Origin of the sequence: Escherichia sp. WS3063 (assembly GCF_046486595.1) — a bacterium.
GTDB classification, from domain to species: domain Bacteria; phylum Pseudomonadota; class Gammaproteobacteria; order Enterobacterales; family Enterobacteriaceae; genus Escherichia; species Escherichia coli.
This window is the reverse complement of record NZ_JBJQKY010000041.1, coordinates 1-26525: the sequence shown is the minus strand read 5'-3', so window position 1 is coordinate 26525 and position 26525 is coordinate 1. Positions and strand designations below refer to the sequence as shown.

Sequence of the window (26525 nt, the reverse complement as noted above, 5' to 3'; positions counted from 1 at the left end):
CATATCCCACCGGCAGAAGCAGAAAAAGCTTATTATGCTTCCATCGGAAACGATGATCTGGCAGCCTGAGTTCACAGATAAAACACTCTCCAGGAAACCCGGGGCGGTTCATCTTGCTTAACATCTAAGTCTAAAGGTATGGATCTGAGGGAGGTAGTTCTCTGTTGTGCCATTTTTGATCCTATCAATTTGAATTCATTGAAAAAATTAGGTGTTCCCTATGCATTAGAACACTCATCATAGTAACCCCACTCGTTTGTGAAAAAAACTAATTTCACAATCAGTTAACTCTCAAAATAACTGATATTCATACTCTCGCTATCCCATATATAGACATCCTTGTTTTAATACAACACTCATGGCTGGCGGCTATACTCCTAACAGATTTGACGCAAATACGGCAATACTCGACTCCACTTATCATCCTGCCACGGCTGAAGTTTTACATGTGCCGTTTCTCGGACGAGGATTGCTCGCGCTCTGTTGAGTATCTGGGGATATTCTTGCTCGATGGAAGTGAAGTGACCAGCTTCACCATGCTCCGCATCCTGAAGAAGATGAGTAACGTTCTGGTAGGCAATTAACATCACATTCCCTGCTCGCCATAACCAGGCGAGTGTGCAAAGTTCGTTATCAGTGAATTGTTTTGTGATTGGGGATTGTTGAACTGCTAGAACGAGAACGCCAGCATCCATTGGCAGTCCCTATAGTAAAACCATAGCTCAGGACGCTTCGTTCAGGATAGATAATTTTATTGTACTTACCTAACTTTCTTACTATAGCACGGTTGAAAAAGTGATTATTACTCAAAAATAAACCTCACCATCAACCATATATTTGAGAGTACTTATCGCCTGCTGGGCGGATATTGTTTTCATTAAAGGATAGTGTTTAAAAACAATGCCATTCATAAAATAGATATCACAGGTTTTATTATCTGTATTGATTATGATTTTTTCGAATGTTTTATAGGCAAGTGTACGACATAGCTCTCGCCCATTTTTACTGGTTAAGTCAATAGCATGAAAATCACCAAGTGAGCTCACCGCTTTACTCTTCAAAGTTTTTAATGATACAGAAGCCCTTCGTAATTCCTTATCTAATACTCTGATTTTTTCTGCTATAGCGGTAACTTCAGGCGCAACAGATAATGCAGCAATTAAATTATTAATTTTCATCTGGAGCTCAATAATTTTCAACTCTAAAGTTTCATTAGCATCTTTCTTGTTTTCAACTGGTTGGATTTTACTACAATTAAAAAGCAACTCATTAATGATATTATAATCAACCAAATCTCTCTTTATTGATGGCCTGTCACATCGATGCAGTCTTCTCATCGGACAAACATAATAGCCATGCAAACTTCCAGATACCGCATGAACAATCATGGTATTACCACAAGCCTCGCACTTCATAACTGTTCGAAGTAGATTTATCAACATAGGATTTTTGCTACTATTGCTAATACCAAAAGGTGCCAACCGAATTTCCTGCACAGCGTAAAACAAATCATCTGATATGACTCTGGGATAATAGCCAGCGATTTCACTTATTCCTTTACCTCTTGCACGATATGAAGGTACGCATATACCTATCAGAGCTTTATTCGCTAATAATTTTTCAATTACAGAAGGTCCCCATGCACTTTCTTTTCCTGAGAAATTCTTTACAGCATGATCATTTAAATACTTGGCTATTGCATTCAATGAGCGCCTTTCCATCCTGAGTTTAAAAATTAGCTCAATAGTTTTCACCCTGTCGGGGTCTGGAACAAAAGCCGTTCTTTTGTCATCTAAGGAGAGCCATCTCGGACAAGACGCCGTCATAATCGTGCCTGACTCCAGTGCATCCTGCCGTTTTTTCTTCCATGATAATTTAACCCGACTTGACTTTATCTCGCTTTCTTCATTTGCCCTTTGTGCTATAAGTATGGCTTTTATTAATGAATATGGATCATTCAAAGAGTCAATATTATAGACTGTATTATCGCAAAGAGTTATAACATCAATACCGTGATTCAAAATCAATTTCAGACGCTCAATCGCTTCACCGACTTTTTCTCTTGAAAGTCTGTCCAGACTTTCAACTAACAATGTAGTTCCTGGCAATATATAACCATGCTCTATAGCATCTAAAAATTCCGAAAAAGCTCCTGATTGTGCATGCTTTCCTTTGAATGCACTTAATCCTAAATCTTCATATGTTATGGTATCAAGATAATAATCACTATTTACCTTTAACCATTCAGCAATAAGTCTTCTCTGTCGGTTTAATGAGTCGCCAGACATCTGACCTGGTGATGAAAATCGCATATATGCTATGGCTTTTTTCATGGTGACACCTGCTAACGTATGCTTTTATAAACCTTAGTGGTGAGATATAATTTTTGTTTAATTTTTATTTAAAAAGACAATTAAGGTCACATTATCTTGAATATACAACAATAATCGTATTGCAATTTTCTTACGCCATAATCTTGAAAGCACAAAAGAATACATAAAAAAATAAAGACATTAACAAAAAGCATAAAACGAGGCTCATATAAATATAAGAGCCTCCATATTTTAGTCGTTTAGAAACAAATTATTTTTAATGTGGTGTGCTTCGTGACAATAAATTAATAACCAACACACCGGCACAAATCAACATCATGCCTATAATGGCTGGCAGGTCCAGCCGTTGGCCGAAAAATCCCCATGACAGTAAGCTAATCAGGACAATACCGACTCCTGACCAGATAGCATAAGCAATCCCTGTAGGAATATAAGCCAGCGTCTGAGCTAATAACCAGAATGATGCACAATAACAAATAATTGTACCAACAGATGGCCATAACCGTGTAAAACCTTCTGAAAACTTCATTAAGGTTGTACCAATGACCTCTGCAAGTATTGCACCACCAAGATAAATATAAGGGTTCATAGCATATTCTTTCCTGTTCAAACTGGAGAGAATTGTACTACAGTTTGAAATCAACTCACCTGTTTCATCATTGTGTACCCATTGATGTTCTTTTATATACCCTCAATAAGCGTTTCATCGCGGCACTCTGGCGACACTCCTTAAAAATCAGATTCGTGCTCACCTTTCCTTCCCGTTCTTCTCTGGTAGCGAACCGGTAATACACCGTTCGCCAGACCTTACCATCAACGACCAGGATTCCTGCCCGCGCCATTTTAGCCGCAGCCTGATTTATGCTGGTTACGGTTGCGCCTGTTACCGCGGCAACGTCCTGTGCACAGAAGCTCTTATGCGTCCCCAGGTAATGAATAATTGCCTCTTTGCCCGTCATACACTTGCTCCTTTCAGTCCGAACTTAGCTTTAATTTCTGCGATCTTCGCCAGAGCCTGTGCACGATTTAGAGGTCTACCGCCCATAACAGGAAGTTGTTTTACTGGTTCAGGGATCGCCTCACCACGGTTAATTCGCGCGGTCATACAAGTCAGTTCATCGGCAGCCTTGCGCCGTAATTCCGTATCAGTAAGCGCATTGGCCCGCATATTCTGGTACAGGCTAGTAACCAGCCAGTAGTGCGCGTTTGATTTCCACGGATAAGACTCTGCATCCGGATACAGGCCACGCTTCCGGCAATACTCGTAAACCATATCAACCAGCTCGCTGGCGTTTGGCAGTCCGGCAATAACGGATACTTCTTCACGGCACCATGCAACAAACTGCCCGGGTGATGGCAGGAATGGTCGATTCTGCCGACGGGCTACGCGCATTCCTGCGTTAACCTGTTCCATTGTGGTGATCCCGTTTTCCCGGAAAGCCAGAACCCACTGGCGGCGGATTTCGTTCAGTTCGTTCTGGTCCCGGTTAGCCAGGCTCGCCGGGAAAGTTGCCAGTAACTGGCTGAACACACCATTGATGATCTGCGCTACCTGCTGTACCTGAGGCTTTTCGTCGTACTGTTCCGGCATGTTGTTGGCGATCCGACGCATCTGCTCACGGTCAAAGTTAATCATCTGTGCGGCGATGTTTTTCATAAATCCACCCCGTAAATCCAGTCTGTGTTTGTCAGGTCGAGTTTTGGTTTGCTAGCTGTCACGCCTGCCTGTTGCTTGTTACGGTTGATTTCGAGTTGGGTCCACTTGTCGCGGAGTTTGGCCGGACTTAGCACGTTACCGGACCAGAAGTTGTCCTGGCATGCCCAGCGGAACAGCACGCACATGTCGCGGTGGTTACGTCCGTCACGTTCACGCATCAGGCGGATATCGTTAGCCCACCCTGCAAAATTCGGTTTTCTGGCTGATGGCGCGATGGTCTTCACCATGTCAAACATCCACTCTGCGGCGGTCAGGTCTTCTGCTGTCCCCCACCTGCTGCCGCTCTGAATTGCAGCATCTGGTTTCTCCACAGGAAGGTCGTTTTCTGGCTGGTCAGAGGATTCGCCAGAATTCTCGGACGAAAAAGGTTTTATATTGTCTTTTGTTAGTTTGTCTTTTGTGTTTACCTGATTCGGGTAAACGTCTTTACCTGATTTGGGTAAACTTTTTTTACCTGATTCAGGTAAATTTACCTCTTTCAGGTAAACTTTATTTTTCTTACCTGATTCGGGTAATGTTGACCATTCACTGACCACATTATTAATGCCGATATTCCGCCCGCTCTGAATAAAAATCCCACGCTTTACCAGAACACTTTTTGCAGCAGAACACTTGTGCGGCAATATCCCGGTTAACTCGGAAAGTTGCTCGTTGCTCACCCAATCCATTTTTTTATTAAAGCCATATGTTTTGCGCATGACAGCCAGGAAGACCAGAAGCTGGTGCTGTGTTAATCCGGCCAGCATCACAGCTTCCAGCAACTCATTTGCAATGCGCGTATAACCATCATCGAGATCTGCCACGCGCCGCTCCTTTTGTGCCGCATCCGGCACTGGAAAATTGAATATCTCAGCAGTGTTTGCCATAATTCCTCCCGCAATGAGTGTGTTACGATTTGCACCTGAAAGTCGGTTCTGTTCCAGCAGACCGGCTTTCGCCATTTCTGAACCTGTCATATTGCCCCCAGCATGGTGGTGACCATCGCCATCAGTGGACCAGCCAGATCTGGGTCCACACGAAACATCGACACAATACCTTCACTAATTTCCTTCAGTTTCTGGTGGCGTGGTGCGTTGAGAATGACAGCCTGTTTTGCCTCACTGAGTTCCTTTTCCATTTCAGCCAACCTAGCCATAAAGCTATCCTGCTCAACCAGGTAACCGCGATATTCCAGCGGTAGTACCGCCAGAATTGCCGGGGTCAGTTCACGCACGTTATTTCGGTATTTTTCAGAATCGAATTTGTTATCGAGGAAGCGGAACAGCTTCTGGCGTGCACGGCTGACATCATCAGGGAAATCGATGGTGCCGCCGCCCAGCTCCCGATACTCATTCACAATGAGTGCGGCAACAACATCCTGATTATCTGCAGCCGACCAGGCGCGAACGGCATCACGGATTTTTTCGTGGCCTGGCGCCTGTTTTGTTTGAGAACGATTTATCACCGCAGTCGGGGTAAATCCGCTAGTCTGTTGGTATGTAATTGGTTGCATAATTGATTCCTTTAGTTTGAATTGACTGTTAATCAGTCTGTTAAGTTGATTGCTTATTGTTAAAGAGCGTGAAATGGAAATTTAAGCTGCGTTCTTTTCGGTGTGTGGAAACAACTTCGGAAGATCCGGGCGAATCTGGTATGCCTTCACAACTCCACCAGTAGCCGTAACAATGCTGCCGACATGTTCAGGGGATACCTTTGCTTTGTTGTGAAGCCACTTATAGACGGCCTGCTGTGAAACTTCGCAGGCATCGCCCAGTTTCTTTTGTGAACCAACTATATTGATCGCTGTTTTGATTGCTGGGTTCATAACAACCTCCGTGGTTAATCTGAACCAAGATTAAAACTATGGTTGTTTTTAGTCAACAACCATTTTCGTTTGATGGAATAAAACCTTGGTTGTACATTTGGTCTATGAAAACAACACTCTCAGAAAGACTTAAAGAAGCCAGATCAGCGCGAGGCCTTACACAAAAGGCACTTGGGGATTTGGTTGGGGTTAGCCAGGCTGCTATTCAGAAAATCGAAACAGGGAAAGCTAACCAAACAACTAAAATCGTGGAGATCGCGAACGCTTTGGGTGTGCGCGCAGAATGGTTATCTTCTGGCATTGGAAATATGTCAGACAGTACAGTGCAACCAATACAATCAACTCTCAGCCATTCCAAATACTTCAAGATTGACGTTCTTGATATAGAAGTCAGTGCTGGGCCGGGAGTCATCAACCGTGAGTTTGTAGAAGTTCTACGCTCGGTTGAGTACTCGTTTGACGATGCTCGTCACATGTTCGATGGTAGGAAAGCGGAAAATATCCGCATCATTAACGTGCGTGGTGACAGCATGTCAGGAACGATCGAACCAGGTGATCTGCTGTTCGTTGATATCACTGTTAAATCTTTCGACGGTGATGGTATCTATGCGTTTCTGTACGACGACACAGCCCATGTAAAGCGCCTGCAAATGATGAAGGATAAGCTGCTGGTCATCTCTGATAACAAAAGCTACTCACCGTGGGACCCGATCGAGAAAGACGAGATGAACCGGGTGTTCATCTTCGGTAAGGTTATTGGGAGCATGCCGCAGACGTACAGGAAACACGGATAATCAGCTGCGTGCTGATGAGGCTTTAGGGTAATGCGCTGAAAGAATTCTTTATAAAAATAACATTACGGGAAAGGCAAAAAATGAGTGATAAAAAACTTATTAAAAAATCAAATAACTGTGTAGATGCATATGCTGATGCATTTGGATATTCATCTTTTGGGGAAGATGACGATCGCTTAGGCTCCATATCTTTCTTTCAGCATGTTACAGAATGGGACGCTGATGGTAGTAATGACACTGAAAGCGTAAAGTACAACATTGCAACAATTCGCATGACGGAAGATTTAATGCTTAAACTCGCTGACTTTATTCGCGATCAGCATGATAGAGCTAAAACCAATAAGTCATAATATTAACAATGAAATACGGTTATTACGAAGCTCCAAACCTAACTGAAAAGCTTGAACAAGCGGCAAGATCATCATCTTTGCACACCGCAGCATTTTCTCAATCAGCTGGTATGTCTGGCGATAATGTACCTATGCTACAATCAAGTGGTAGCGGTGGCTCTGGGAGTAATAATGTGCTTGAATCAAAAGTTGCAAAGCTTGAGTCTGATGTGTCCTACATCCGACGTGACGTTGATGAGCTTAAGACAGATGTCAAATCTATCGACAGAAACATGATCGCTGTTCTGGAGCGACTCGATTCAATAAAAGAGTCACTAGCCAAAAAACCATCCATCGATGCTATCGATAAAAAGATTTCAGACGCAAAGCTTGCGGTATTGCTTGGTGTTCCAGCAATCATCGCTGCAGGAACAGGGCTTTATAAGCTATCAATGTACTTTTTTCTTTAGTGCTTAAGAAACTGCTCGCCACCTCGCATTAGGCAAAGCGATTTTTCATTCCCTATTACCCTTTCTTAACCAATCATCTAAACCCGGCCCCGTGCCGGGTTTTCTTTTGCCCTCCCCTCATCACACACACCGTTAAAAAAACCACCATAACCTCGCTTCAGTTATCGCTATGCGATTCAAGTCACAAAATAAATCCATCCTAAATACAACCAGTTATATCTAAAACAACCAATAAAACAACTTTTGTTGTTGACGATAAAACAACTATAGTTTTAAATAAGTTCATCGCAACAACACAACGATACGGCAACCACCTGATTCACCGTTGCGATGACCGCTTAGATCCGCAGCTTGAATTTCAGCAGGCTCCGGGGAGTGCGAGGGGTGAAGCGGACGCGTGAACGTCGGTGTGACCAGCTGAAATCAACTCAACACTTCATACCTCAGTCGCTTCAACGAGGCGGCTTAGTTATGACAACCGGCGGCCATCCACCGCCTGAATACGCGCAGAAGTCTCTATATGTTCAGCAGCCCAGCTTACGGGCAGGAGTTTTTATGGTTCATCAACATTACGGTACGCAGACCGTTAATCGCGGTGCGGTCATGCCAGGAATGCTGGTCAAACACAAAGATGGTACCTGGACTGCATCGGCTAATTTACGCGGACGGCTTTATCTGCATCGCGGCGTCGAGCGCACTTATACCCGTGACTTGCTCGTGGAAATTTTTCTCGACGGACGCGGCAACGGCCTGAATCACTAATCCCCTTTCCTGTTTTCCTAATCAGCCTGGCATTTCGCGGGCGATATTTTCACAGCCATTTTCAGGAGTTCAGCCATGAACGCTTATTACATTCAGGATCGTCTTGAGGCTCAGAGCTGGGCACGTCACTACCAGCAGATCGCCCGTGAAGAGAAAGAGGCAGAACTGGCAGACGACATGGAAAAAGGCCTGCCCCAGCACCTGTTTGAATCGCTATGCATCGATCATTTGCAACGCCACGGGGCCAGCAAAAAAGCCATTACCCGTGCGTTTGATGACGATGTTGAGTTTCAGGAGCGCATGGCAGAACACATCCGGTACATGGTTGAAACCATTGCTCACCACCAGGTTGATATTGATTCAGAGGTATAAAACGGATGAGTACAGCACTCGCAACGCTGGCTGGGAAGCTGGCTGAACGTGTCGGCATGGATTCAGTCGACCCACAGGAACTGATCACCACTCTTCGCCAGACGGCATTTAAAGGTGATGCCAGCGATGCGCAGTTCATCGCATTGTTGATCGTCGCCAACCAGTACGGCCTTAATCCGTGGACGAAAGAAATTTACGCCTTCCCTGATAAGCAGAACGGCATCGTTCCGGTGGTGGGCGTTGATGGCTGGTCCCGCATCATCAATGAAAACCAGCAGTTTGATGGCATGGACTTTGAGCAGGACAACGAATCCTGTACATGCCGAATTTACCGCAAGGACCGTAATCATCCGATCTGCGTTACCGAGTGGATGGATGAATGCCGCCGCGAACCATTCAAAACCCGCGAAGGCAGAGAAATCACGGGGCCGTGGCAGTCGCATCCCAAACGGATGTTACGGCATAAAGCCATGATTCAGTGTGCCCGTCTGGCCTTCGGATTTGCTGGTATCTATGACAAGGATGAAGCCGAGCGCATTGTCGAAAATACCGCATACACTGCAGAACATCAGCCGGAACGCGACATCACTCCGGTTAACGATGAAACCATGCAGGAGATTAACACTCTGCTGATCGCCCTGGATAAAACATGGGATGACGACTTATTGCCGCTCTGTTCCCAGATATTTCGCCGCGACATTCGCGCATCGTCAGAACTGACACAGGCCGAAGCAGTGAAAGCTCTTGGATTCCTGAAACAGAAAGCCACTGAGCAGAAGGTGGCAGCATGACACCGGACATTATCCTGCAGCGTACCGGGATCGACGTGAGAGCTGTCGAACAGGGGGATGATGCATGGCACAAATTACGGCTCGGCGTCATCACCGCTTCAGAAGTTCACAACGTGATAGCAAAGCCCCGCTCAGGAAAGAAGTGGCCTGACATGAAAATGTCCTACTTCCACACCCTGCTGGCTGAGGTTTGCACCGGTGTGGCTCCGGAAGTTAATGCTAAGGCGCTGGCATGGGGAAAACAGTACGAGAACGACGCCAGAACTCTGTTTGAATTCACTTCCGGCGTGAATGTTACTGAATCCCCGATCATCTATCGCGACGAAAGTATGCGCACCGCCTGCTCTCCCGATGGTTTATGCAGTGACGGCAATGGCCTTGAGCTGAAATGCCCGTTTACCTCCCGGGATTTCATGAAGTTCCGGCTCGGTGGTTTCGAGGCCATAAAATCGGCTTACATGGCCCAGGTGCAGTACAGCATGTGGGTGACGCGAAAAGATGCCTGGTACTTTTCCAACTATGACCCGCGTATGAAGCGTGAAGGCCTGCATTATGTCGTGGTTGAGCGGGATGAAAAGTACATGGCGAGTTTTGACGAGATGGTGCCGGAGTTCATCGAAAAAATGGACGAGGCACTGGCTGAAATTGGTTTTGTATTTGGGGAGCAATGGCGATGACGCATCCTCACGATAATATCCGGGTAGGCGCGATCACTTTCGTCTACTCCATTACAAAGCGAGGCTGGGTATTTCCCGGCCTTTCTGTTATCAGAAATCCACTGAAAGCACAGCGGCTGGCTGAGGAGATAAATAATAAACGGGGGGCTGTATGACTGATTTCACCGGAAGCAATACTCCTGCCGAACATCGCGACAGCTGGCGCACACCACCAGAGATTTTTGCTGCGCTTAATGCAGAGTTCGTTTTTCAACTTGATGCTGCAGCCAGCGAAAAAAACCGACTATGTCGGCTTTTTATCTCACAGGAGCAGAACACATTAACCACTTCATGGCCTGAAGCAATGGGATATGCCTCTGGTTATGTCTGGTTGAATCCACCATACAGCAATATTTCCCCTTTTGTGAAAAAGGCAGCCACTGAAAACAAATTCAGTAGTGTGGGATGTGTAATGTTATTGCCTGCTGACACATCTGTCGGATGGTTTCATGAAGCGATACAAACCGCCAGTGAGGTCAGATTCATCACGGCAGGACGACTGGCATTTATTAACCCACTCACCGGGAAACCCGTCAGTGGAAATAATAAAGGCTCGATGCTCATTATCTGGCACCCATACCCCCGTACACACTGCCACTTTACGACCGTTGATCGTGGAGAGTTGATGGCGTTCGGCTCAAGGATTCTTGCCCGTCGGGAGGCTGCATGACAACCACGGAATGCATTTTTCTGGCAGCGGGCTTCATATTCTGTGTGCTTATGCTTGCCGACATGGGACTTGTTCAATGACACCTCAGCAGGAAAACGCCCTTCGCAGCATTGCCCGTCAGGCTAATTCTGAAATCAAAAAAGCCAGACAGCAGTTTCCGGATAAAAACGTCGATGACATTTGCCGTAGCGTACTGAAGAAGCACCGCGAAACGGTAACGCTGATGGGATTCACACCGACTCATTTAAGCCTGGCGATCGGCATGTTAAACGGCGTCTTTAAGGAGCGATGAACATGAAAAGCAAAATCATCAGGGAGCTACAGGCTCCTTTTTTATTGTTCGCATTCATCCTCAAGCGTATTAACCAACAATTCAGGGATTAATGGAAGATGGCAGACATCATTGATTCAGCATCAGAAATCGAAGAATTACAGCGCAATACAGCAATAAAAATGCGTCGTCTGAACTACCAGACTGTATCCGCAACTCATTGTTGTGAGTGTGGCGATCCGATAGATGAGCGAAGACGCCTGGCTGTTCAGGGTTGTCGGACTTGTGCAAGTTGCCAGGAGGAGATCGAACTTAAGAACAAACAATGGGGACTGTGATGGCCTCAAAGCAGCAAATTTCAACATCGTCCAACTGAGGTGTAAAAATGTTCAGAATCATTTTTCCTAACACCTGGTACGTCGACCACCACGGCACTCCCTGCAAAATCCTGCGTTCTACCCACAACAAAGTTCACTACATCCGAAAAGGCAGAACATGTATCGCCAGCATGTTCCGCTTTAATCATGACTTTGAACCTGTGAATAAAGCTGATGCAGATCGGATAGCAGAAGAGATCGAAACGGCAGAACACATTAAGAAGTTACGTGACATGCGTTCAAAAAGCAGAGGTAACCATGGAATCATACAGCCTCACACTCGATGAGGCCTGTCAGTTTCTTAAGATATCCAGACCAACCGCCACCAACTGGATACGAACAGGCCGCCTACAGGCAACACGTAAAGATCCAACCAAGCCAAAATCTCCTTACCTCACAACACGGCAAGCCTGCATTGCGGCGCTTCAGTCTCCGCTGCATACTGTCCAGGTGAGCGCGGGTGATGGCATAACAGAGGAAAGAAAATGTCACTCTTCCGCAGAAATGAAATATGGTATGCCTCGTATTCGCTCCCGGGCGGGAAACGAATTAAGGAATCTCTTGGCACAAAGGACAAGCGGCAAGCTCAGGAGTTGCACGACAAGCGAAAAGCAGAACTCTGGCGAGTAGAAAAGCTAGGGGATTTACCTGATGTCACTTTTGAAGAGGCCTGCCTAAGATGGCTTGAGGAAAAAGCTGATAAAAAATCTCTCGATTCAGATAAAAGCCGGATTGAGTTCTGGCTTGAACATTTTGAGGGTATAAGGCTTAAAGATATCTCGGAGGCAAAGATTTACTCTGCTGTAAGCAGAATGCATAACAGAAAGACGAAAGAAATATGGAAACAGAAAGTTCAGGCCGCCATCAGGAAAGGTAAAGAACTGCCTGTTTATGAACCAAAGCCAGTATCAACTCAGACAAAGGCAAAGCATCTTGCCATGATAAAGGCCATTCTCCGTGCTGCAGAACGCGACTGGAAGTGGCTGGAAAAAGCGCCTGTCATCAAGATACCAGCGGTCAGAAACAAGCGAGTCAGATGGCTGGAAAAGGAGGAAGCAAAACGCCTTATTGATGAGTGCCCCGAACCACTGAAATCTGTCGTCAAGTTTGCGCTGGCAACTGGTCTGAGAAAGTCGAACATCATAAATCTGGAATGGCAACAAATCGACATGCAGCGACGAGTTGCCTGGGTGAATCCAGAAGAGAGCAAATCAAACCGCGCCATTGGTGTGGCGCTGAACGATACCGCCTGTAAAGTGTTGCGTGATCAAATAGGCAAGCATCGCAAATGGGTGTTTGTACATACCAAGGCGGCTAAGCGAGCAGATGGAACATCAACGCCTGCGGTCAGGAAGATGCGCATCGACAGCAAGACATCATGGCTATCAGCTTGTCGTCGTGCAGGAATTGAAGATTTCCGTTTCCATGACCTCAGACACACCTGGGCAAGCTGGCTGATTCAGTCAGGCGTCCCATTATCAGTGCTTCAGGAAATGGGCGGATGGGAGTCCATAGAAATGGTTCGTAGGTATGCTCACCTTGCGCCTAATCATTTGACAGAGCATGCGAGGAAAATAGACGACATTTTTGGTGATAATGTCCCAAATATGTCCCACTCTGGAATTATGGAGGATATAAAGAAGGCGTAACTGATTGAATTGTAATGGCGCGCCCTGCAGGATTCGAACCTGCGGCCCACGACTTAGAAGGTCGTTGCTCTATCCAACTGAGCTAAGGGCGCGTTGATACCGCAATGCGGTGTAATCGCGTGAATTATACGGTCAACCCTTGCTGAGTCAATGGCTTTTGATCTGGTTGCTGAACAAGTGAACGACCGCGTCTGATTTTCTGATTTATTTCGTTATAGCGGCAAACAAACGCACACCGCTGCGCGTCTGAATCAAGAAAACCCGTATTTTCATGTATCAAGTACAATTTCCCGCCCTAACGGAAAATTGTCCGATCCAATGAGACTGGTAACTATGAAACCAACGTCGGTGATCATTATGGATACTCATCCTATCATCAGAATGTCTATTGAAGTTCTGTTGCAAAAAAACAATGAATTGCAAATTGTCCTGAAAACGGATGATTATCGCATAACCATCGATTATCTCCGAACCCGTCCTGTTGATTTAATCATTATGGATATAGACTTGCCCGGAACAGACGGTTTTACCTTCCTGAAAAGGATCAAACAAATCCAGAGTACAGTGAAAGTATTATTTTTATCATCGAAATCAGAATGCTTTTATGCTGGCAGAGCGATACAAGCTGGTGCTAACGGTTTTGTCAGTAAATGCAATGATCAGAATGATATTTTTCATGCCGTTCAGATGATCCTCTCCGGATACACTTTTTTTCCCAGCGAAACGCTCAACTATATAAAAAGCAATAAATGCAGTACGAATAGTTCAACGGTCACGGTGCTATCTAATCGTGAAGTAACCATATTACGTTATCTGGTTAGCGGATTATCTAATAAAGAAATTGCCGATAAGTTATTACTTAGCAATAAAACAGTTAGTGCACATAAATCTAATATTTATGGCAAGCTAGGTTTGCATTCAATTGTAGAGCTTATCGACTACGCCAAATTATATGAATTAATATAATATTAATTATAATTGATCATAAATATCGCATCCGCTTTCGCCACACCAGGCTGAACACCGCTGGCTAACGCTCGATAATTGGCAAAAAAGTTTAGTGTGACATTGCCATTAGCATCAACTTCCTCAGTCGAGCTCGCCTCCCCCAGTGCGAGCCGGGAGCGATCGCTATTACGTAATTCGATGGCGACGGTTTGTGCCATTGCGGGATCATCCAGAGCCAGCAGGTTGGCATCAGATGCCGGCGTTCCCGTAAATAAAATCGCAACTGAACCCGGAGGACATCCCTCCAGCCGCAGGCTAAAAGGGACGAGTGCCGTGGTATCGCCAGCGCTCAGTAATTGTGTCGTAGGCCATCTGCCTAAATCTACCGTCTTATCCTTATCCGCTGTGTTTACGGTACAGGAGAAATCAACAACGTTACCGTGCAAATTGATATTAATCGTTCCTAAAGGGTCAACTGCCCATCCACTGGAACTCCACAGTAGCCCGCAGAAACAGCTAAAGAGTACTCTTCTCATTCTCCGTACCTCATTGATAATCGACGCGTAAATACCCCAGCGCGCTAAACGGCCCTTCGGTCGGTTTTTGACCGGTAATACTGATAGGCCAGGCGCGAAGTGTGACATTGGCTGCCGCAGCTGCATCCAGACAGAAAGGAATAACGCTATTGAGATCGTTAGGCGTGATCGGCGTATCGTTCTGATCGGCCACAATAAAACCTAAATCCTGATTGTCCGACACCATCGCCTGACCAGAAACGGCACTGGCTTCCAGACGCATTGTTAAATAAGCCTGCGCAGCAACATTCGTACATTTGATCGCAATGCTCTTGGTTTGCGGCATGACACCAGCTGGTCGATTCCCCGGCCCTGCCGCACTAAATAACGATGCGCCGATATCACCAAAATCAAATTCAACAATTTGCCCGGCATTTAATTCGCAGTTTTGCGGTACTTCAACCCGGCCACCAAAACTAATGGTATAAACAGGTGTAACCAACGGATCGTTAGGCGTTGATGTCACATACACGGTAAACATCACCTGTCTGGGGATCTCCACCATGTTAATAAAGGGACGAATAACCTTTAAACGAAATATCAAACGAGAATCCATCACCCCGAACGGAAGGTTTTGCGAAACGTTAGGATCTGTTCCCATACGAATATAATTTTGCGGAGGGAATTGAATATCCATCACGCTATCAACCAGACTCATCGCACCTAATAGATAATCATTTAATTGCATATATTTATAATTATCGATAGTTTCCTGAACAATAAAGTTGGTGACATAACTACGGTATGTATAATTCACCAGCGTGCCGGGTGGACAAATTGCTGATACACCTACCCAGCCGGATTTTTCCGGTAAAACAACAATCTGCCCTGGCTGGTTATTGGTGCTATTAAAGACATTTGAGAGATCATAGTGTTCATCTTCTGCTACGCCAGTACTATTTGCACAAACAGTAGCCCAGGATATGTTTGTTAACCACAAACATGCCATTGCCAATAATAATCTGCAGATTATCTTCATTGATAATTTCCTTTATGAGCCAGGATGTGTGCAAACTGCCGAAATAACAGTGACGGCTTGCTGTAAGCTTTGCTTCGGCAATACATAGTGCGCAATGCAGCGTGAGTTCGCGCCGTTTCCCCACTGAACCAGTAATTCACCAGACAATGGCGCACCGCTTAAATAAACTTGCCCGTCATCACCCACCATACTGGTTATTCCGGTACTGTTTTCCCGTACCAGTGATCCAAACGGCACCGGTTTTCCGCCCTGGGTAACGGTAATGAGCGCCCGCACGCCTATGCGGGTATCAAAATTGGCACGAACCAACGCGCCTTGCGTCGGCACAACGCTGCTAATATTTTTTTCAACATCGATGGAATTCCCCATCGTATTGGTATCAAGCGCGATACGGTTATACCGATAAACCGTGGCATACGGCATCACCGCATAGCCGCGCCAGTCGGTTAAAATTCCAGTTTGATTTTCAATGCGTACACCGCCTGCACCTGGCGCTTTAATCAAAACATTGGTATCCCCTAAAGGCTGGCTCAGCGTTATACCATTTTCATGCCCGACCACACCGCCAGACAGCTGCCAGTTAACGTCATGTTGATCGCGGTCGTAGTTATACCCGACCCCCAGCGTACCGTAAGCGGCCTGCCAGTTTGCCGTGGCGCTGCCCGTATACCCATTATTCGAGGTATCGCCCTGGCTTACGTGATAACTCAGGTTGTGGCCTTCCAGTAAGGTCCCACCAACGCCTGCCAGCCAGCTATTTTGCCCGTTGCTGTTACGGTTGGCGTTAAAGGAGGCATAATCGCGGTCGAGCGCATTTTCCCGGGTGTAGCGACGTTTGGTCAGAACATTGAAAGGCACTGAAACATTAAGTCCGACAATACGTTCGTTATCGGGGATCCCTACAGATTCATTCCACGAAAATGAGAGTGAATAACTGATGCCAACCCAGCTGCTGGTATACCCCACCTGATACCAGGTATCTGAATCCGAAGTATTCCAGTATTTTTGATGGGTACCAGAAATATAAAGCGAGCCAAAGTCATTAAGTGATTGTGAAATATTTAACTGCAAACGGTCTTTACGACTAAAGCGTAAATTGTGGTAATTCACGATTATCGGTTCATCGCGATGCTCACCGTCATAATCGTAATCATATTCGTACCCCTCCATTCGACGATACGCAACATCATCAAGGGTATAAAAACCTTGTGTCGAATAGCGGTAACCCATTAACTGAAAATTGGTGCCGAAAGTGTTCATTGATTTCGCATAGAGGAAGCGAATGGAATCCCCCTCATGACGACTGTCGTCGGCTAACTGACTGCGCGCATGCGTTACATCCAGCGACACTGCGCCCCAGTTCCCGAGGTTGCGCCCCAGCCCTAACAAAAAGGCGGTGTAATTTGCAGATAATTGCGTCCCGCCGTAGGCAGTAAATTCCTGTGGTAAACCGCCGAGTGCCGTGCCCTGAAAAAAGAAAGGCGACGATTGCTGACTATTACCGCTACGAAAATCGCCCGCCGTCAGGTCAAATTTGAAACGCCCTTCGCGTTGTAAAATTGGCACTGTTGAATACGGAATCGTGTAATTCTGCTGATTACCATCACGCTCGTCGATGGTGACGTCCAGATCGCCATTTGAAGATGTCGGGTGCAAATCTGTAATTTCAAAAGCGCCGGGGGAAACATAGCTTTGATAGATAATAAAACCATTTTGCCGAATCGTTAGCTGGGCCGCCGTACGGGCAATCCCACGTACCGTTGGAGCAAACCCCTGCTGGCTATCAGGATACATATTATCGGAAGAATAAAGCCGTACACCTCGAAATCCAACGCCATCGAAAATATCACTCCCTGTATTACCGTCTCCCATTACCAGTTCACTTTTCAGCGGAATAATGGCGCGCTGTACCCAGGTGCCAATATTATTCCACTGTTCTGAATGATATCCATTTCCGCGAAAATAGTTCCAGGAACCATTGTTGCGTAAACGCCACGGGCCAATATTAATCCCGCTGAGTTCACTAAAAAAATAGCTATCGTTACCATTACCTCTGTTACCGGTGAAATTATAATTCAGGAGTAAAGCAGGAATACCTTCATCCCACTCTTCAGGCGGAATGTAACCGTGAGCGCTACTCAACAACGCTATCTGAGGAATAGTGATGTTCAGGCGCATCGCTGCAAAATCAAAGTTAATTGTGGCATCAGGTACAGCTTTCAGTAAATTGATGCATTTATTATTTTGCTGCTGGGCTAACTCGGGGAATGCACTGCTATTAAGGCCAATTCGTTCAAGGAGTGCCTGGTTAAAACAAGGCATTAACCCACCTGATTTATCACCTGTATTTACTGTCGTCGATTCAAATACGATATCCTGTGAACCAATGAACTCATCATTACGCCAGAGATCCACCCGATACACGCCCGCAGGTTGATGATTACCTCTCTCAAAGCGCGATAAATCAGCAACGGATGTGCCATTCTCTAATAAAAATGCCGGGTTGAAATAACTTTCCGCATAGCTTAAAAAGGAAGGTAAAATGGCAAGAGATGAATAACAAATTCCGGCCAGACACCAGGTATACCTCTGCGGAATATCCGTAGTAGTGGGTATTTTCATAATTAGCTCTGATATTGTCAGATGATTCGGTTAGTTTAAGTTCACTTCTCTGACCGGGGTTACTGAACCATAATCATTAACGGTCTGAAATTTCAGCTTTCCCTGCACTCCTGAGGGTAAGGGAATTTGTGAATTAACTCTGGGTGCAGCCATAGCATTCCCCAGTTTTTGGCTGCCCACTTGCAGGTTAACCAGGGTGACATAAAAAGGTGATGGATTATGAACATTGATATAGTTACCGGATCGCGAAAACTTGAGTGTGTCCGGCGCTTCTGCGGGTAATTCTTGTAATTGAATTGGACGGAGAAATAATTTCATGCGCGATAAAATCGCCAGTTGCAAAACATTCCTGCCGTTCAATGCATTTTTATCTACCGAAGGGATCGTCTTAACATTCATCCAGAACAGAGACTCACGATCTGCCGCCAGCGGTGGACCGGTGTAAATAATACGCAAAGTATTTTCGCTTTTGGGTTCACTAACAAACAGTGGCGGTGTAATGATGAATGACTTTTCTTTTACACCGCTGCTGTTTTCAATCCACGAATTGACCAGAAAGCGCTCATTGGTATGGCTATTTCTGATCCATACCGCAGTCTGTTTAGCATCAGCGGGATAAATAATACGCGTGGCACCTAATGCGATCCCTCCGGCAGCATGGGCGCTGGTCGAAATGATTAAATAAAATATAATGAGCATCAATAACTTTATTTTAGTCATCATAGTTAATACGCCTTGTGTATTCCTGACGGCAAAAATAAGGAGTATAAAGAAATGATTGCTTTGGTTTCTTACACACATCATTCCCTTTTCATTTAATAAAGCGGCATGATACAAAGTGAACGTGATTTCGATTTACATTGCCACCATACCGCTTCAGACAACCGGTACATTACTTTGTTATAAGACGTGATATATAATTCAAAACAACGTGGTTTTGATTATTCGTATCTCATAATAAAAGTCGCGTCAGCATTTGCTTGCCCTGCTGATGCACTTGTACCGGTGCCTTTATAACGTGCAGAAAAATGAAGAACGTTGGTCCCGGGGATCAAGTTCTGGTTGGTTGAGAAGCTATTCCCATCAGGTTTGAGAATTGCGGATGTATTATCAAGTATTTCAATACCGACACCCGTTGCTGTTGTTGTATTAGTACTGGATGCAATGGCCAATAAATTATCATTGATTGCATCCGCCTGACCAGAAAATGCAACGGCAGCATTAGCGGCAACGACAGGATCGCAGTCGTTCAACTGTATAGTGAATGGAATTAATGCAGAGGTATTACCAACAGCATTGAAAATATCGGTACGATATTGACCGAGTGTGACAACCTGGTCTGCCGAGTCAGTATTCACTGAACAGGCAGCATTCACCAGTTCGCCTTCAAAGTGAATTGTACCGCCATCTACAACGGCAGCATAACTACCCGTAGCGGCGAATAGTGCGGCGGCCAGCGCAGACGAAATAAATCTTAATTTCATATATATTCCTTCAATCTCATTTATCGACTCCACATCCGTATATAACCGATTACTTTATTTAAGACACTGATAGTAGTAAAATTCCTTTTTATCCTCTAAGAATGTCTTAATTGAAAATATGCACTCTATTCTAAAAAATAGAGAGCCCCGTTAGATGAATATTTCCGCGCAAAATATATTCAACACAAATATAGACCTGAAGCGGTAAATTACCAGGCTGAAAATTCTTTTTATATTGTCAGGTATTTCTTAAATTATCTTAATCCTTAGACAAGGAAATAAATCAGTTCCAGATTTACAACGCCATCATGGACGAAAAATGAAGCTTTCAATCTCAGCGACGGTGCGCCTCACCTTCGCAAGAGGTCGCTTCACGCGATAAATCTGAAACGAAACCTGACAGCGCGCCCCGCTTCTGACAAAATAGGCGCATCCCCTTCGACCTACGTAACAGATGGAATCCTCTCTCTGATGGCAGCAAAGATTATTGACGGTAAAACGATTGCGCAGCAGGTGCGCTCTGAAGTTGCTCAAAAAGTTCAGGCGCGTATTGCAGCCGGACTGCGGGCACCAGGACTGGCCGTTGTGCTGGTGGGTAGTAACCCTGCATCGCAAATTTATGTCGCAAGCAAACGCAAGGCTTGTGAAGAAGTCGGGTTCGTCTCCCGCTCTTATGACCTCCCGGAAACCACCAGCGAAGCGGAGCTGCTGGAGCTTATCGATGCGCTGAATGCCGACAACACCATCGATGGCATTCTGGTTCAACTGCCGTTACCGGCGGGTATTGATAACGTCAAAGTGCTGGAACGTATACACCCGGACAAAGACGTAGACGGTTTCCATCCTTATAACGTCGGTCGCCTGTGCCAGCGCGCGCCGCGTCTGCGTCCCTGCACCCCGCGCGGTATTGTCACGCTGCTTGAGCGTTACAACATTGATACCTTCGGCCTCAACGCCGTGGTGATTGGCGCATCGAATATCGTTGGCCGCCCGATGAGCATGGAACTGCTACTGGCAGGTTGCACCACCACCGTGACTCACCGTTTCACTAAAAATCTGCGTCACCACGTAGAAAATGCCGATCTACTGATCGTTGCCGTCGGCAAGCCGGGCTTTATTCCTGGTGACTGGATCAAAGAAGGCGCAATTGTGATTGATGTCGGCATCAACCGTCTGGAAAATGGCAAAGTTGTGGGCGACGTCGTGTTTGAAGACGCGGCTAAACGCGCCTCATACATTACGCCTGTTCCGGGCGGCGTTGGCCCGATGACGGTTGCCACGCTGATTGAAAACACGCTACAGGCGTGCGTTGAATATCATGATCCACAGGGTGAGTAACATGGCGACATTTTCTTTAGGTAAACATCCGCACGTTGAGCTGTGCGACTTGCTGAAACTGGAAGGCTGGAGCGAAAGCGGCGCGCAGGCGAAAATCGCGATTGCCGAAGGCCAGGTGAAAGTCGACGGTGCGGTTGAAACGCGCAAACGCTGCAAAATCGTCGCCGGGCAGACAGTGAGTTTTGCAGGTCACAGCGTACAGGTTGTTGCCTGATCCCTTTCCCGGCCTGTAACAACAGGCCGGTTCTCTTTTCAGACTGTTGCCCTCTACGCCCCGTTCATCCATGCTGATAGCATCGACATTTTGCCGAAGCGACCATCATGCCAACCGTTATTACGCACGCCGCCGTTCCCCTTTGCATTGCTTTAGGGTTGGGTTCGAAAGTCATCCCTCCGCGCCTGTTATTTGCCGGAATCATCCTGGCGATGCTGCCCGATGCCGACGTCTTGTCGTTTAAATTTGGCGTTGCTTACGGCAATGTTTTTGGTCATCGCGGGTTTACCCATTCGCTGGTGTTTGCGTTTGTTGTCCCGCTGTTATGTGCGCTGATTGGACGCCGATGGTTCAGGGCTGGGCTGATTCGCTGCTGGCTGTTTTTAACCGTCTCGTTGCTATCGCACAGCTTGCTGGATTCGGTAACCACTGGCGGTAAAGGCGTTGGCTGGCTGTGGCCGTGGTCAGATGAACGCTTTTTCGCCCCCTGGCAGGTGATTAAAGTCGCGCCGTTTGCATTGTCTCGTTACACCACAGCGTACGGGCATCAGGTGATTATTTCTGAATTGATGTGGGTGTGGTTGCCGGGGATGCTACTGATGGGAATGTTGTGGTGGCGCAGACGATAACCGGATGCGAAAACTCGCATCCGGCAATAGCGCAATTACTTACGACGCCAGGTGGTCCCTTGTGGGCCATCTTCCAGCACGATCCCCATCTCGTTAAGACGGTCACGCGCCGCATCTGCCGCCGCCCAGTCTTTGGCTTTACGGGCATCCAGACGCTGTTGAATTAACGCTTCAATCTCAGCCACTTCGCTGTCGTCTGCCTGCGCGCCGCTTTGCAGGAACGCTTCCGGTTCTTGCTCCAGCAGGCCCAATACGGCGGAAAGTTTACGCAGGTGAGATGCCATTGCATTCGCCGCTGCCATATCTTCTGCTTTCAGACGGTTCACTTCACGCGCCATATCAAACAGCACGGAATAGGCTTCCGGGGTGTTGAAATCGTCGTCCATCGCTTCAATAAAGCGCGCTTCAAACGCTTCGCCACCGGCAGGCGCAACAGTTTTATCTGTGCCGCGCAGCGCAGTGTAGAGACGCTCCAGCGCCGCACGCGCCTGCTTCAGGTTCTCTTCGCTATAGTTCAGCTGGCTGCGATAGTGCCCCGACATCAGGAAGTAACGCACGGTTTCCGCGTCGTAGTATTTCAGCACATCGCGCACGGTAAAGAAGTTACCCAGCGATTTGGACATCTTCTCGCGGTCAACCATCACCATCCCCGAGTGCATCCAGTAGTTCACATACTGGCCATCATGGGCACAGGTGGACTGCGCGATTTCGTTCTCGTGGTGCGGGAACATCAGGTCAGAACCGCCGCCGTGGATATCAAAGTGGTTACCCAGCTGCTTGCAGTTCATTGCCGAACATTCAATGTGCCAGCCTGGACGGCCCGCGCCCCACGGAGACGGCCAGCTCGGCTCGCCCTCTTTCGACATCTTCCACAGAACGAAGTCCATCGGGTTGCGTTTGTCATCGACCACGTCAACGCGCGCGCCTGCCTGCAGCTGGTCGAGATCCTGACGCGACAGCACGCCATAGGTCGGATCGGTCGGGACGTCGAACATCACGTCGCCGTTGTCCGCCACATAAGCGTGACCTTTGGCGATCAGTTGTTCAGTGAGTTCAATAATTTCTGCGATATGGTGCGTCGCGCGCGGCTCCATATCCGGGCGCAAAATGTTCAACGCATCAAAATCTTTGTGCATTTCGGCGATCATGCGATCCACCAGCGCCACAAAGCTTTCGCCATTTTCATTGGCGCGTTTGATGATTTTGTCGTCGATATCAGTAATGTTGCGCACATACTTCAGCTTATAGCCGAGGAAACGCAGATAGCGCGCGACCACGTCAAAGGCAACAAAGGTACGCCCGTGACCGATATGACAGAGATCGTAAACGGTGATTCCACACACGTACATGCCGACTTCCCCGGCGTGAATAGGCTTAAATTCCTCTTTTTGGCGTGTCAGAGTATTGAAGATTTTTAGCATCGAAGATTCCGTTTAGACATGTGTGGGTAATTGAGTTGCGTATAATACCCATATTTCCCGCGCGAATCAGCATACATTGCGTGATGATCCGATCGTGCGGTTATGCTATAACACCACCCTATATATGACCCGAACCGGGTTGAAGCACCAATCAAACGGAACAGGATGCAAAAATGGTTACTTTCCACACCAATCACGGCGATATTGTCATCAAAACTTTTGACGATAAAGCACCTGAAACAGTTAAAAACTTCCTGGACTACTGCCGCGAAGGTTTTTACAACAACACCATTTTCCACCGTGTAATCAACGGCTTTATGATTCAGGGCGGCGGTTTTGAACCTGGCATGAAGCAAAAAACCACCAAAGACCCGATCAAAAACGAAGCCAATAACGGTCTGAAAAATACCCGTGGTACGCTGGCAATGGCCCGTACTCAGGCACCGCACTCTGCAACTGCACAGTTCTTCATCAACGTGGTTGATAACGACTTCCTGAACTTCTCTGGCGAAAGCCTGCAAGGTTGGGGTTACTGCGTGTTTGCTGAAGTGGTTGAAGGCATGGACGTGGTAGACAAAATCAAAGGTGTGGCAACCGGTCGTAGCGGTATGCACCAGGACGTGCCAAAAGAAGACGTTATCATTGAAAGCGTGACCGTTAGCGAGTAATCGTGGCGACACTCTTTATTGCAGATCTTCATCTCTGCGCGGAAGAACCGGCGATCACCGCCGGTTTTCTGCGTTTTTTAGCGGGGGAAGCCCGCAAGGCCGACGCGCTGTATATTCTTGGCGATCTGTTTGAAGCGTGGATTGGCGACGACGATCCCAACCCACTCCATCGCCAGATGGCGGCAGCGATCAAAGCGGTGTCCGATTCCGGTGTTCCCTGTTATTTCATTCATGGCAACCGTGATTTTCTGCTCGGCAAACGCTTTGCCCGTGAAAGCGGCATGACGTTATTGCCGGAAGAAAAGGTGCTCGAACTGTATGGTCGCCGGGTATTGATTATGCATGGCGACACGCTGTGCACCGATGACGCCGGTTATCAGGCTTTTCGCGCCAAAGTCCACAAACCCTGGCTGCAAACGCTATTCCTCGCCCTGCCGTTGTTTGTGCGCAAACGCATTGCCGCGCGAATGCGAGCGAACAGCAAAGAAGCCAACAGCAGTAAATCGCTGGCGATCATGGACGTTAACCAAAACGCGGTGGTCAGTGCAATGGAAAAACATCAGGTGCAATGGCTGATCCACGGACATACCCATCGCCCGGCGGTACATGAACTTATCGCCAATCAGCAACCTGCTTTTCGCGTCGTGCTGGGTGCCTGGCATACGGAAGGTTCAATGGTGAAAGTCACGGCGGATGACGTTGAGCTGATTCATTTTCCGTTTTAAATACCCGCAACTTTGCTGATTTCACAGCCACGCAACCGTTTTCCTTGCTCTCTTTCCGTGCTATTCTCTGTGCCCTCTAAAGCCGAGAGTTGTGCACCACAGGAGTTTTAAGACGCATGTCTTCCCGCAATAATCCGGCGCGTGTCGCCATCGTGATGGGGTCCAAAAGCGACTGGGCTACCATGCAGTTCGCCGCCGAAATCTTCGAAATCCTGAATGTCCCGCACCACGTTGAAGTGGTTTCTGCTCACCGCACCCCCGATAAACTGTTCAGCTTCGCCGAAAGCGCCGAAGAAAACGGTTATCAGGTGATTATTGCGGGCGCAGGCGGCGCGGCGCACCTGCCAGGCATGATTGCCGCCAAAACGCTGGTGCCTGTGCTGGGCGTGCCAGTACAGAGCGCCGCACTGAGCGGTGTCGATAGCCTCTACTCTATCGTGCAAATGCCACGCGGCATTCCGGTGGGTACGCTGGCGATTGGTAAAGCTGGCGCGGCAAACGCGGCGTTACTGGCAGCACAAATTCTTGCGACTCATGATAAAGAACTGCACCAGCGTCTGAATGACTGGCGCAAAGCACAAACTGATGAAGTGCTGGAAAACCCGGACCCGCGAGGTGCGGCATGAAACAGGTTTGCGTCCTCGGTAACGGGCAGTTAGGCCGTATGCTGCGTCAGGCAGGCGAACCGTTAGGCATTGCTGTCTGGCCAGTCGGGCTGGACGCTGAACCGGCGGCGGTGCCTTTTCAACAAAGTGTGATTACCGCTGAGATCGAACGCTGGCCGGAAACCGCATTAACCCGCGAGCTGGCGCGCCATCCGGCCTTTGTGAACCGCGATGTGTTCCCGATTATTGCTGACCGTCTGACTCAGAAGCAGCTTTTCGATAAGCTCCACCTGCCGACCGCACCGTGGCAGTTACTTGCCGATCGCAGCGAGTGGCCTGCGGTGTTTGATCGTTTAGGTGAGCTGGCGATTGTTAAGCGTCGCACTGGTGGCTATGACGGACGCGGTCAATGGCGTTTACGCGCCGATGAAACCGAACAGTTACCGGCTGAATGCTACGGCGAATGTATTGTCGAGCAGGGCATAAACTTCTCTGGTGAAGTGTCGCTGGTTGGCGCGCGCGGCTTTGATGGTAGCACCGTGTTTTATCCGCTGACGCATAACCTGCATCAGGACGGTATTTTGCGCACCAGCGTCGCTTTCCCGCAGGCCAACGCGCAGCAGCAGGCGCAGGCCGAAGAGATGCTGTCGGCGATTATGCAGGAGCTGGGCTATGTGGGCGTGATGGCGATGGAGTGTTTTGTCACCCCGCAAGGTCTGCTGATCAACGAACTGGCTCCGCGTGTGCATAACAGCGGTCACTGGACACAAAACGGTGCCAGCATCAGCCAGTTTGAGCTGCATCTGCGGGCGATTACCGATCTGCCGTTACCGCAACCGGTAGTGAATAGTCCGTCGGTGATGATCAACCTGATTGGTAGCGATGTGAATTATGACTGGCTGAAACTGCCGCTGGTGCATCTGCACTGGTACGACAAAGAAGTCCGTCCGGGGCGTAAAGTGGGGCATTTAAATTTGACCGACAGCGACACATCGCGTCTGACCGCGACGCTGGAAGCCTTAATCCCGCTGCTGCCGCCAGAATATGCTAGCGGCGTGATTTGGGCGCAGAGCAAGTTCAGTTAATTGATGCTCATTTTCTTGCCGCATGCGGCGTGAACGCCTTATCCGGCCTACCGTTCCAACACCGACTGTAGATACTGTTATGGCCTGCAAGTTTTTTCCTGGTCCGGTTTCCCGGATTGCAGGCATGCCAGACACAGCGCCGTCAGGCGCTGTTGTTTCATCCCTTCCGCGATTTTT

Annotated in this window: 35 protein-coding genes, 1 tRNA gene and 2 pseudogenes; 22 read left to right on the top strand and 16 right to left on the bottom strand. The window is 47.5% G+C overall.

Annotated features, from left to right (window positions below; translation table 11 throughout):
- Nucleotides 1–377: 377 nt before the first annotated feature.
- The 9 genes and pseudogenes from ACJHYW_RS23960 to ACJHYW_RS23920 form a co-directional block, all read right to left on the bottom strand.
- Complete coding sequence (locus ACJHYW_RS23960; protein ID WP_001567061.1) at nucleotides 378–695, bottom strand: P22AR C-terminal domain-containing protein; 318 nt, start codon at nucleotides 693–695, stop codon at nucleotides 378–380.
- Between the two features lie 111 nt (nucleotides 696–806).
- Nucleotides 807–2333: a recombinase family protein gene (locus ACJHYW_RS23955; protein ID WP_000709069.1), complete on the bottom strand. Its 1527-nt coding sequence runs from the start codon at nucleotides 2331–2333 to the stop codon at nucleotides 807–809.
- A 57-nt stretch (nucleotides 2334–2390) separates the two neighbouring features.
- Nucleotides 2391–2541, bottom strand: a pseudogene (gene ylcJ / locus ACJHYW_RS23950) (protein YlcJ).
- Between the two features lie 48 nt (nucleotides 2542–2589).
- Nucleotides 2590–2922 (bottom strand): multidrug efflux SMR transporter EmrE, encoded by a 333-nt coding sequence (gene emrE, locus ACJHYW_RS23945; protein ID WP_001070442.1) that lies wholly within the window; start codon nucleotides 2920–2922, stop codon nucleotides 2590–2592.
- Between the two features lie 67 nt (nucleotides 2923–2989).
- Nucleotides 2990–3292, bottom strand: a complete 303-nt coding sequence (locus ACJHYW_RS23940) for a protein ren (protein ID WP_000145912.1) — start codon at nucleotides 3290–3292, stop codon at nucleotides 2990–2992.
- Nucleotides 3289–3990 (bottom strand): replication protein P, encoded by a 702-nt coding sequence (locus ACJHYW_RS23935; RefSeq protein WP_001566186.1) that lies wholly within the window; start codon nucleotides 3988–3990, stop codon nucleotides 3289–3291. Before ACJHYW_RS23935 ends, ACJHYW_RS23940 begins: the two co-directional genes overlap by 4 nt.
- The gene (locus ACJHYW_RS23930; protein WP_061092802.1) at nucleotides 3987–4916 is read right to left on the bottom strand and encodes a replication protein; all 930 of its coding nucleotides are present in this window, start codon (nucleotides 4914–4916) and stop codon (nucleotides 3987–3989) included. The genes ACJHYW_RS23935 and ACJHYW_RS23930 overlap by 4 nt, the downstream gene beginning before the upstream one ends.
- 86 nt (nucleotides 4917–5002) lie before the next feature.
- A complete protein-coding gene (locus ACJHYW_RS23925) occupies nucleotides 5003–5542 on the bottom strand; it encodes a toxin YdaT domain-containing protein (protein ID WP_061092794.1) in 540 nt (179 codons plus the stop codon).
- An 81-nt stretch (nucleotides 5543–5623) separates the two neighbouring features.
- The gene (locus ACJHYW_RS23920; protein ID WP_001067459.1) at nucleotides 5624–5854 is read right to left on the bottom strand and encodes a transcriptional regulator; all 231 of its coding nucleotides are present in this window, start codon (nucleotides 5852–5854) and stop codon (nucleotides 5624–5626) included.
- A gap of 104 nt (nucleotides 5855–5958) precedes the next feature.
- Between ACJHYW_RS23920 and ACJHYW_RS23915 the strand changes: the two genes are divergently transcribed.
- The 14 genes and pseudogenes from ACJHYW_RS23915 (at nucleotide 5959) to ACJHYW_RS23850 (ending at nucleotide 13055) form a co-directional block, all read left to right on the top strand.
- Entirely contained in the window at nucleotides 5959–6648 is a 690-nt protein-coding gene (locus ACJHYW_RS23915) for a helix-turn-helix transcriptional regulator (protein WP_064767403.1), read from the top strand.
- Nucleotides 6649–6728: 80 nt separating this feature from the next.
- The gene (locus ACJHYW_RS23910) at nucleotides 6729–6998 is read left to right on the top strand and encodes a hypothetical protein (protein ID WP_061092792.1); all 270 of its coding nucleotides are present in this window, start codon (nucleotides 6729–6731) and stop codon (nucleotides 6996–6998) included.
- 8 nt (nucleotides 6999–7006) lie between these two features.
- Nucleotides 7007–7447 (top strand): hypothetical protein, encoded by a 441-nt coding sequence (locus tag ACJHYW_RS23905; protein ID WP_223963196.1) that lies wholly within the window; start codon nucleotides 7007–7009, stop codon nucleotides 7445–7447.
- Between the two features lie 555 nt (nucleotides 7448–8002).
- The gene (locus tag ACJHYW_RS23900) at nucleotides 8003–8209 is read left to right on the top strand and encodes a hypothetical protein (RefSeq protein ID WP_061092790.1); all 207 of its coding nucleotides are present in this window, start codon (nucleotides 8003–8005) and stop codon (nucleotides 8207–8209) included.
- A 75-nt stretch (nucleotides 8210–8284) separates the two neighbouring features.
- Entirely contained in the window at nucleotides 8285–8581 is a 297-nt protein-coding gene (locus ACJHYW_RS23895; RefSeq protein WP_000995439.1) for a host-nuclease inhibitor Gam family protein, read from the top strand.
- A 5-nt stretch (nucleotides 8582–8586) separates the two neighbouring features.
- Nucleotides 8587–9372, top strand: coding sequence for a phage recombination protein Bet (bet, locus tag ACJHYW_RS23890; protein ID WP_052953584.1), 786 nt, complete (start codon nucleotides 8587–8589; stop codon nucleotides 9370–9372).
- A complete protein-coding gene (locus ACJHYW_RS23885) occupies nucleotides 9369–10049 on the top strand; it encodes a lambda exonuclease family protein (protein WP_024228451.1) in 681 nt (226 codons plus the stop codon). The genes bet and ACJHYW_RS23885 overlap by 4 nt, the downstream gene beginning before the upstream one ends.
- Nucleotides 10046–10204 (top strand): DUF1317 family protein, encoded by a 159-nt coding sequence (locus ACJHYW_RS23880; protein WP_045173744.1) that lies wholly within the window; start codon nucleotides 10046–10048, stop codon nucleotides 10202–10204. Before ACJHYW_RS23885 ends, ACJHYW_RS23880 begins: the two co-directional genes overlap by 4 nt.
- Entirely contained in the window at nucleotides 10201–10758 is a 558-nt protein-coding gene (locus tag ACJHYW_RS23875; protein WP_032255841.1) for a phage N-6-adenine-methyltransferase, read from the top strand. The genes ACJHYW_RS23880 and ACJHYW_RS23875 overlap by 4 nt, the downstream gene beginning before the upstream one ends.
- Before the next feature lie 76 nt (nucleotides 10759–10834).
- On the top strand, nucleotides 10835–11050 hold the full coding sequence (locus tag ACJHYW_RS23870; RefSeq protein ID WP_000188870.1) for a hypothetical protein: 216 nt from the start codon (nucleotides 10835–10837) through the stop codon (nucleotides 11048–11050).
- A 98-nt stretch (nucleotides 11051–11148) separates the two neighbouring features.
- Nucleotides 11149–11367: a TraR/DksA family transcriptional regulator gene (locus tag ACJHYW_RS23865; protein ID WP_000763385.1), complete on the top strand. Its 219-nt coding sequence runs from the start codon at nucleotides 11149–11151 to the stop codon at nucleotides 11365–11367.
- A 47-nt stretch (nucleotides 11368–11414) separates the two neighbouring features.
- Entirely contained in the window at nucleotides 11415–11693 is a 279-nt protein-coding gene (locus tag ACJHYW_RS23860; protein WP_000488407.1) for a DUF4222 domain-containing protein, read from the top strand.
- A pseudogene (locus tag ACJHYW_RS23855) lies at nucleotides 11665–11730 on the top strand (helix-turn-helix domain-containing protein); the annotation flags it as partial. The gene ACJHYW_RS23860 and the pseudogene ACJHYW_RS23855, both read left to right, overlap by 29 nt.
- Before the next feature lie 161 nt (nucleotides 11731–11891).
- On the top strand, nucleotides 11892–13055 hold the full coding sequence (locus ACJHYW_RS23850; RefSeq protein WP_061092788.1) for an integrase: 1164 nt from the start codon (nucleotides 11892–11894) through the stop codon (nucleotides 13053–13055).
- Nucleotides 13056–13070: 15 nt separating this feature from the next.
- On the opposite strand, the gene ACJHYW_RS23845 is transcribed toward ACJHYW_RS23850, so the two are convergent.
- Nucleotides 13071–13147 (bottom strand) — tRNA-Arg (locus tag ACJHYW_RS23845).
- A 241-nt stretch (nucleotides 13148–13388) separates the two neighbouring features.
- Here ACJHYW_RS23845 and fimZ point away from each other — a divergent pair.
- On the top strand, nucleotides 13389–14021 hold the full coding sequence (gene fimZ / locus ACJHYW_RS23840; RefSeq protein WP_000805414.1) for a fimbria biosynthesis transcriptional regulator FimZ: 633 nt from the start codon (nucleotides 13389–13391) through the stop codon (nucleotides 14019–14021).
- A 2-nt stretch (nucleotides 14022–14023) separates the two neighbouring features.
- On the opposite strand, the gene sfmF is transcribed toward fimZ, so the two are convergent.
- The 5 genes from sfmF to fimA form a co-directional block, all read right to left on the bottom strand.
- Complete coding sequence (gene sfmF, locus ACJHYW_RS23835) at nucleotides 14024–14539, bottom strand: fimbria assembly protein (RefSeq protein ID WP_001255235.1); 516 nt, start codon at nucleotides 14537–14539, stop codon at nucleotides 14024–14026.
- Nucleotides 14540–14549: 10 nt separating this feature from the next.
- Nucleotides 14550–15557 (bottom strand): type 1 fimbria D-mannose specific adhesin FimH, encoded by a 1008-nt coding sequence (gene fimH, locus ACJHYW_RS23830; protein ID WP_410233385.1) that lies wholly within the window; start codon nucleotides 15555–15557, stop codon nucleotides 14550–14552.
- A 12-nt stretch (nucleotides 15558–15569) separates the two neighbouring features.
- Nucleotides 15570–18179, bottom strand: a complete 2610-nt coding sequence (locus tag ACJHYW_RS23825; protein ID WP_001361257.1) for a fimbrial biogenesis usher protein — start codon at nucleotides 18177–18179, stop codon at nucleotides 15570–15572.
- 30 nt (nucleotides 18180–18209) lie between these two features.
- Nucleotides 18210–18902, bottom strand: coding sequence for a type 1 fimbria chaperone FimC (gene fimC, locus ACJHYW_RS23820; RefSeq protein ID WP_000988384.1), 693 nt, complete (start codon nucleotides 18900–18902; stop codon nucleotides 18210–18212).
- Between the two features lie 218 nt (nucleotides 18903–19120).
- Nucleotides 19121–19663 (bottom strand): type 1 fimbrial major subunit FimA, encoded by a 543-nt coding sequence (gene fimA, locus ACJHYW_RS23815; RefSeq protein ID WP_000776555.1) that lies wholly within the window; start codon nucleotides 19661–19663, stop codon nucleotides 19121–19123.
- A gap of 471 nt (nucleotides 19664–20134) precedes the next feature.
- On the opposite strand from fimA, the gene folD reads away from it, so the two are divergent.
- From folD to ACJHYW_RS23800, 3 genes are all read left to right on the top strand, one after another.
- Nucleotides 20135–21001: a bifunctional methylenetetrahydrofolate dehydrogenase/methenyltetrahydrofolate cyclohydrolase FolD gene (folD, locus tag ACJHYW_RS23810; RefSeq protein ID WP_000729155.1), complete on the top strand. Its 867-nt coding sequence runs from the start codon at nucleotides 20135–20137 to the stop codon at nucleotides 20999–21001.
- Between the two features lies 1 nt (nucleotide 21002).
- The gene (ybcJ, locus tag ACJHYW_RS23805; protein ID WP_000190288.1) at nucleotides 21003–21215 is read left to right on the top strand and encodes a ribosome-associated protein YbcJ; all 213 of its coding nucleotides are present in this window, start codon (nucleotides 21003–21005) and stop codon (nucleotides 21213–21215) included.
- A gap of 107 nt (nucleotides 21216–21322) precedes the next feature.
- On the top strand, nucleotides 21323–21844 hold the full coding sequence (locus tag ACJHYW_RS23800; RefSeq protein WP_001143508.1) for a metal-dependent hydrolase: 522 nt from the start codon (nucleotides 21323–21325) through the stop codon (nucleotides 21842–21844).
- Nucleotides 21845–21879: 35 nt separating this feature from the next.
- On the opposite strand, the gene cysS is transcribed toward ACJHYW_RS23800, so the two are convergent.
- Nucleotides 21880–23265 carry a cysteine--tRNA ligase gene (gene cysS, locus ACJHYW_RS23795; protein ID WP_000912345.1) on the bottom strand — a complete coding sequence of 462 codons (1386 nt, stop codon included), beginning with the start codon at nucleotides 23263–23265 and terminating at the stop codon, nucleotides 21880–21882.
- Nucleotides 23266–23438: 173 nt separating this feature from the next.
- On the opposite strand from cysS, the gene ppiB reads away from it, so the two are divergent.
- From ppiB to purK, 4 genes are all read left to right on the top strand, one after another.
- Nucleotides 23439–23933, top strand: coding sequence for a peptidylprolyl isomerase B (gene ppiB / locus ACJHYW_RS23790; protein WP_000256006.1), 495 nt, complete (start codon nucleotides 23439–23441; stop codon nucleotides 23931–23933).
- Nucleotides 23934–23935: 2 nt separating this feature from the next.
- Nucleotides 23936–24658 carry a UDP-2,3-diacylglucosamine diphosphatase gene (gene lpxH / locus ACJHYW_RS23785; protein ID WP_000212237.1) on the top strand — a complete coding sequence of 241 codons (723 nt, stop codon included), beginning with the start codon at nucleotides 23936–23938 and terminating at the stop codon, nucleotides 24656–24658.
- Nucleotides 24659–24774: 116 nt separating this feature from the next.
- Complete coding sequence (purE, locus tag ACJHYW_RS23780; protein ID WP_001295318.1) at nucleotides 24775–25284, top strand: 5-(carboxyamino)imidazole ribonucleotide mutase; 510 nt, start codon at nucleotides 24775–24777, stop codon at nucleotides 25282–25284.
- Nucleotides 25281–26348: a 5-(carboxyamino)imidazole ribonucleotide synthase gene (gene purK / locus ACJHYW_RS23775; RefSeq protein ID WP_000815527.1), complete on the top strand. Its 1068-nt coding sequence runs from the start codon at nucleotides 25281–25283 to the stop codon at nucleotides 26346–26348. Before purE ends, purK begins: the two co-directional genes overlap by 4 nt.
- Nucleotides 26349–26525 lie beyond the last annotated feature (177 nt).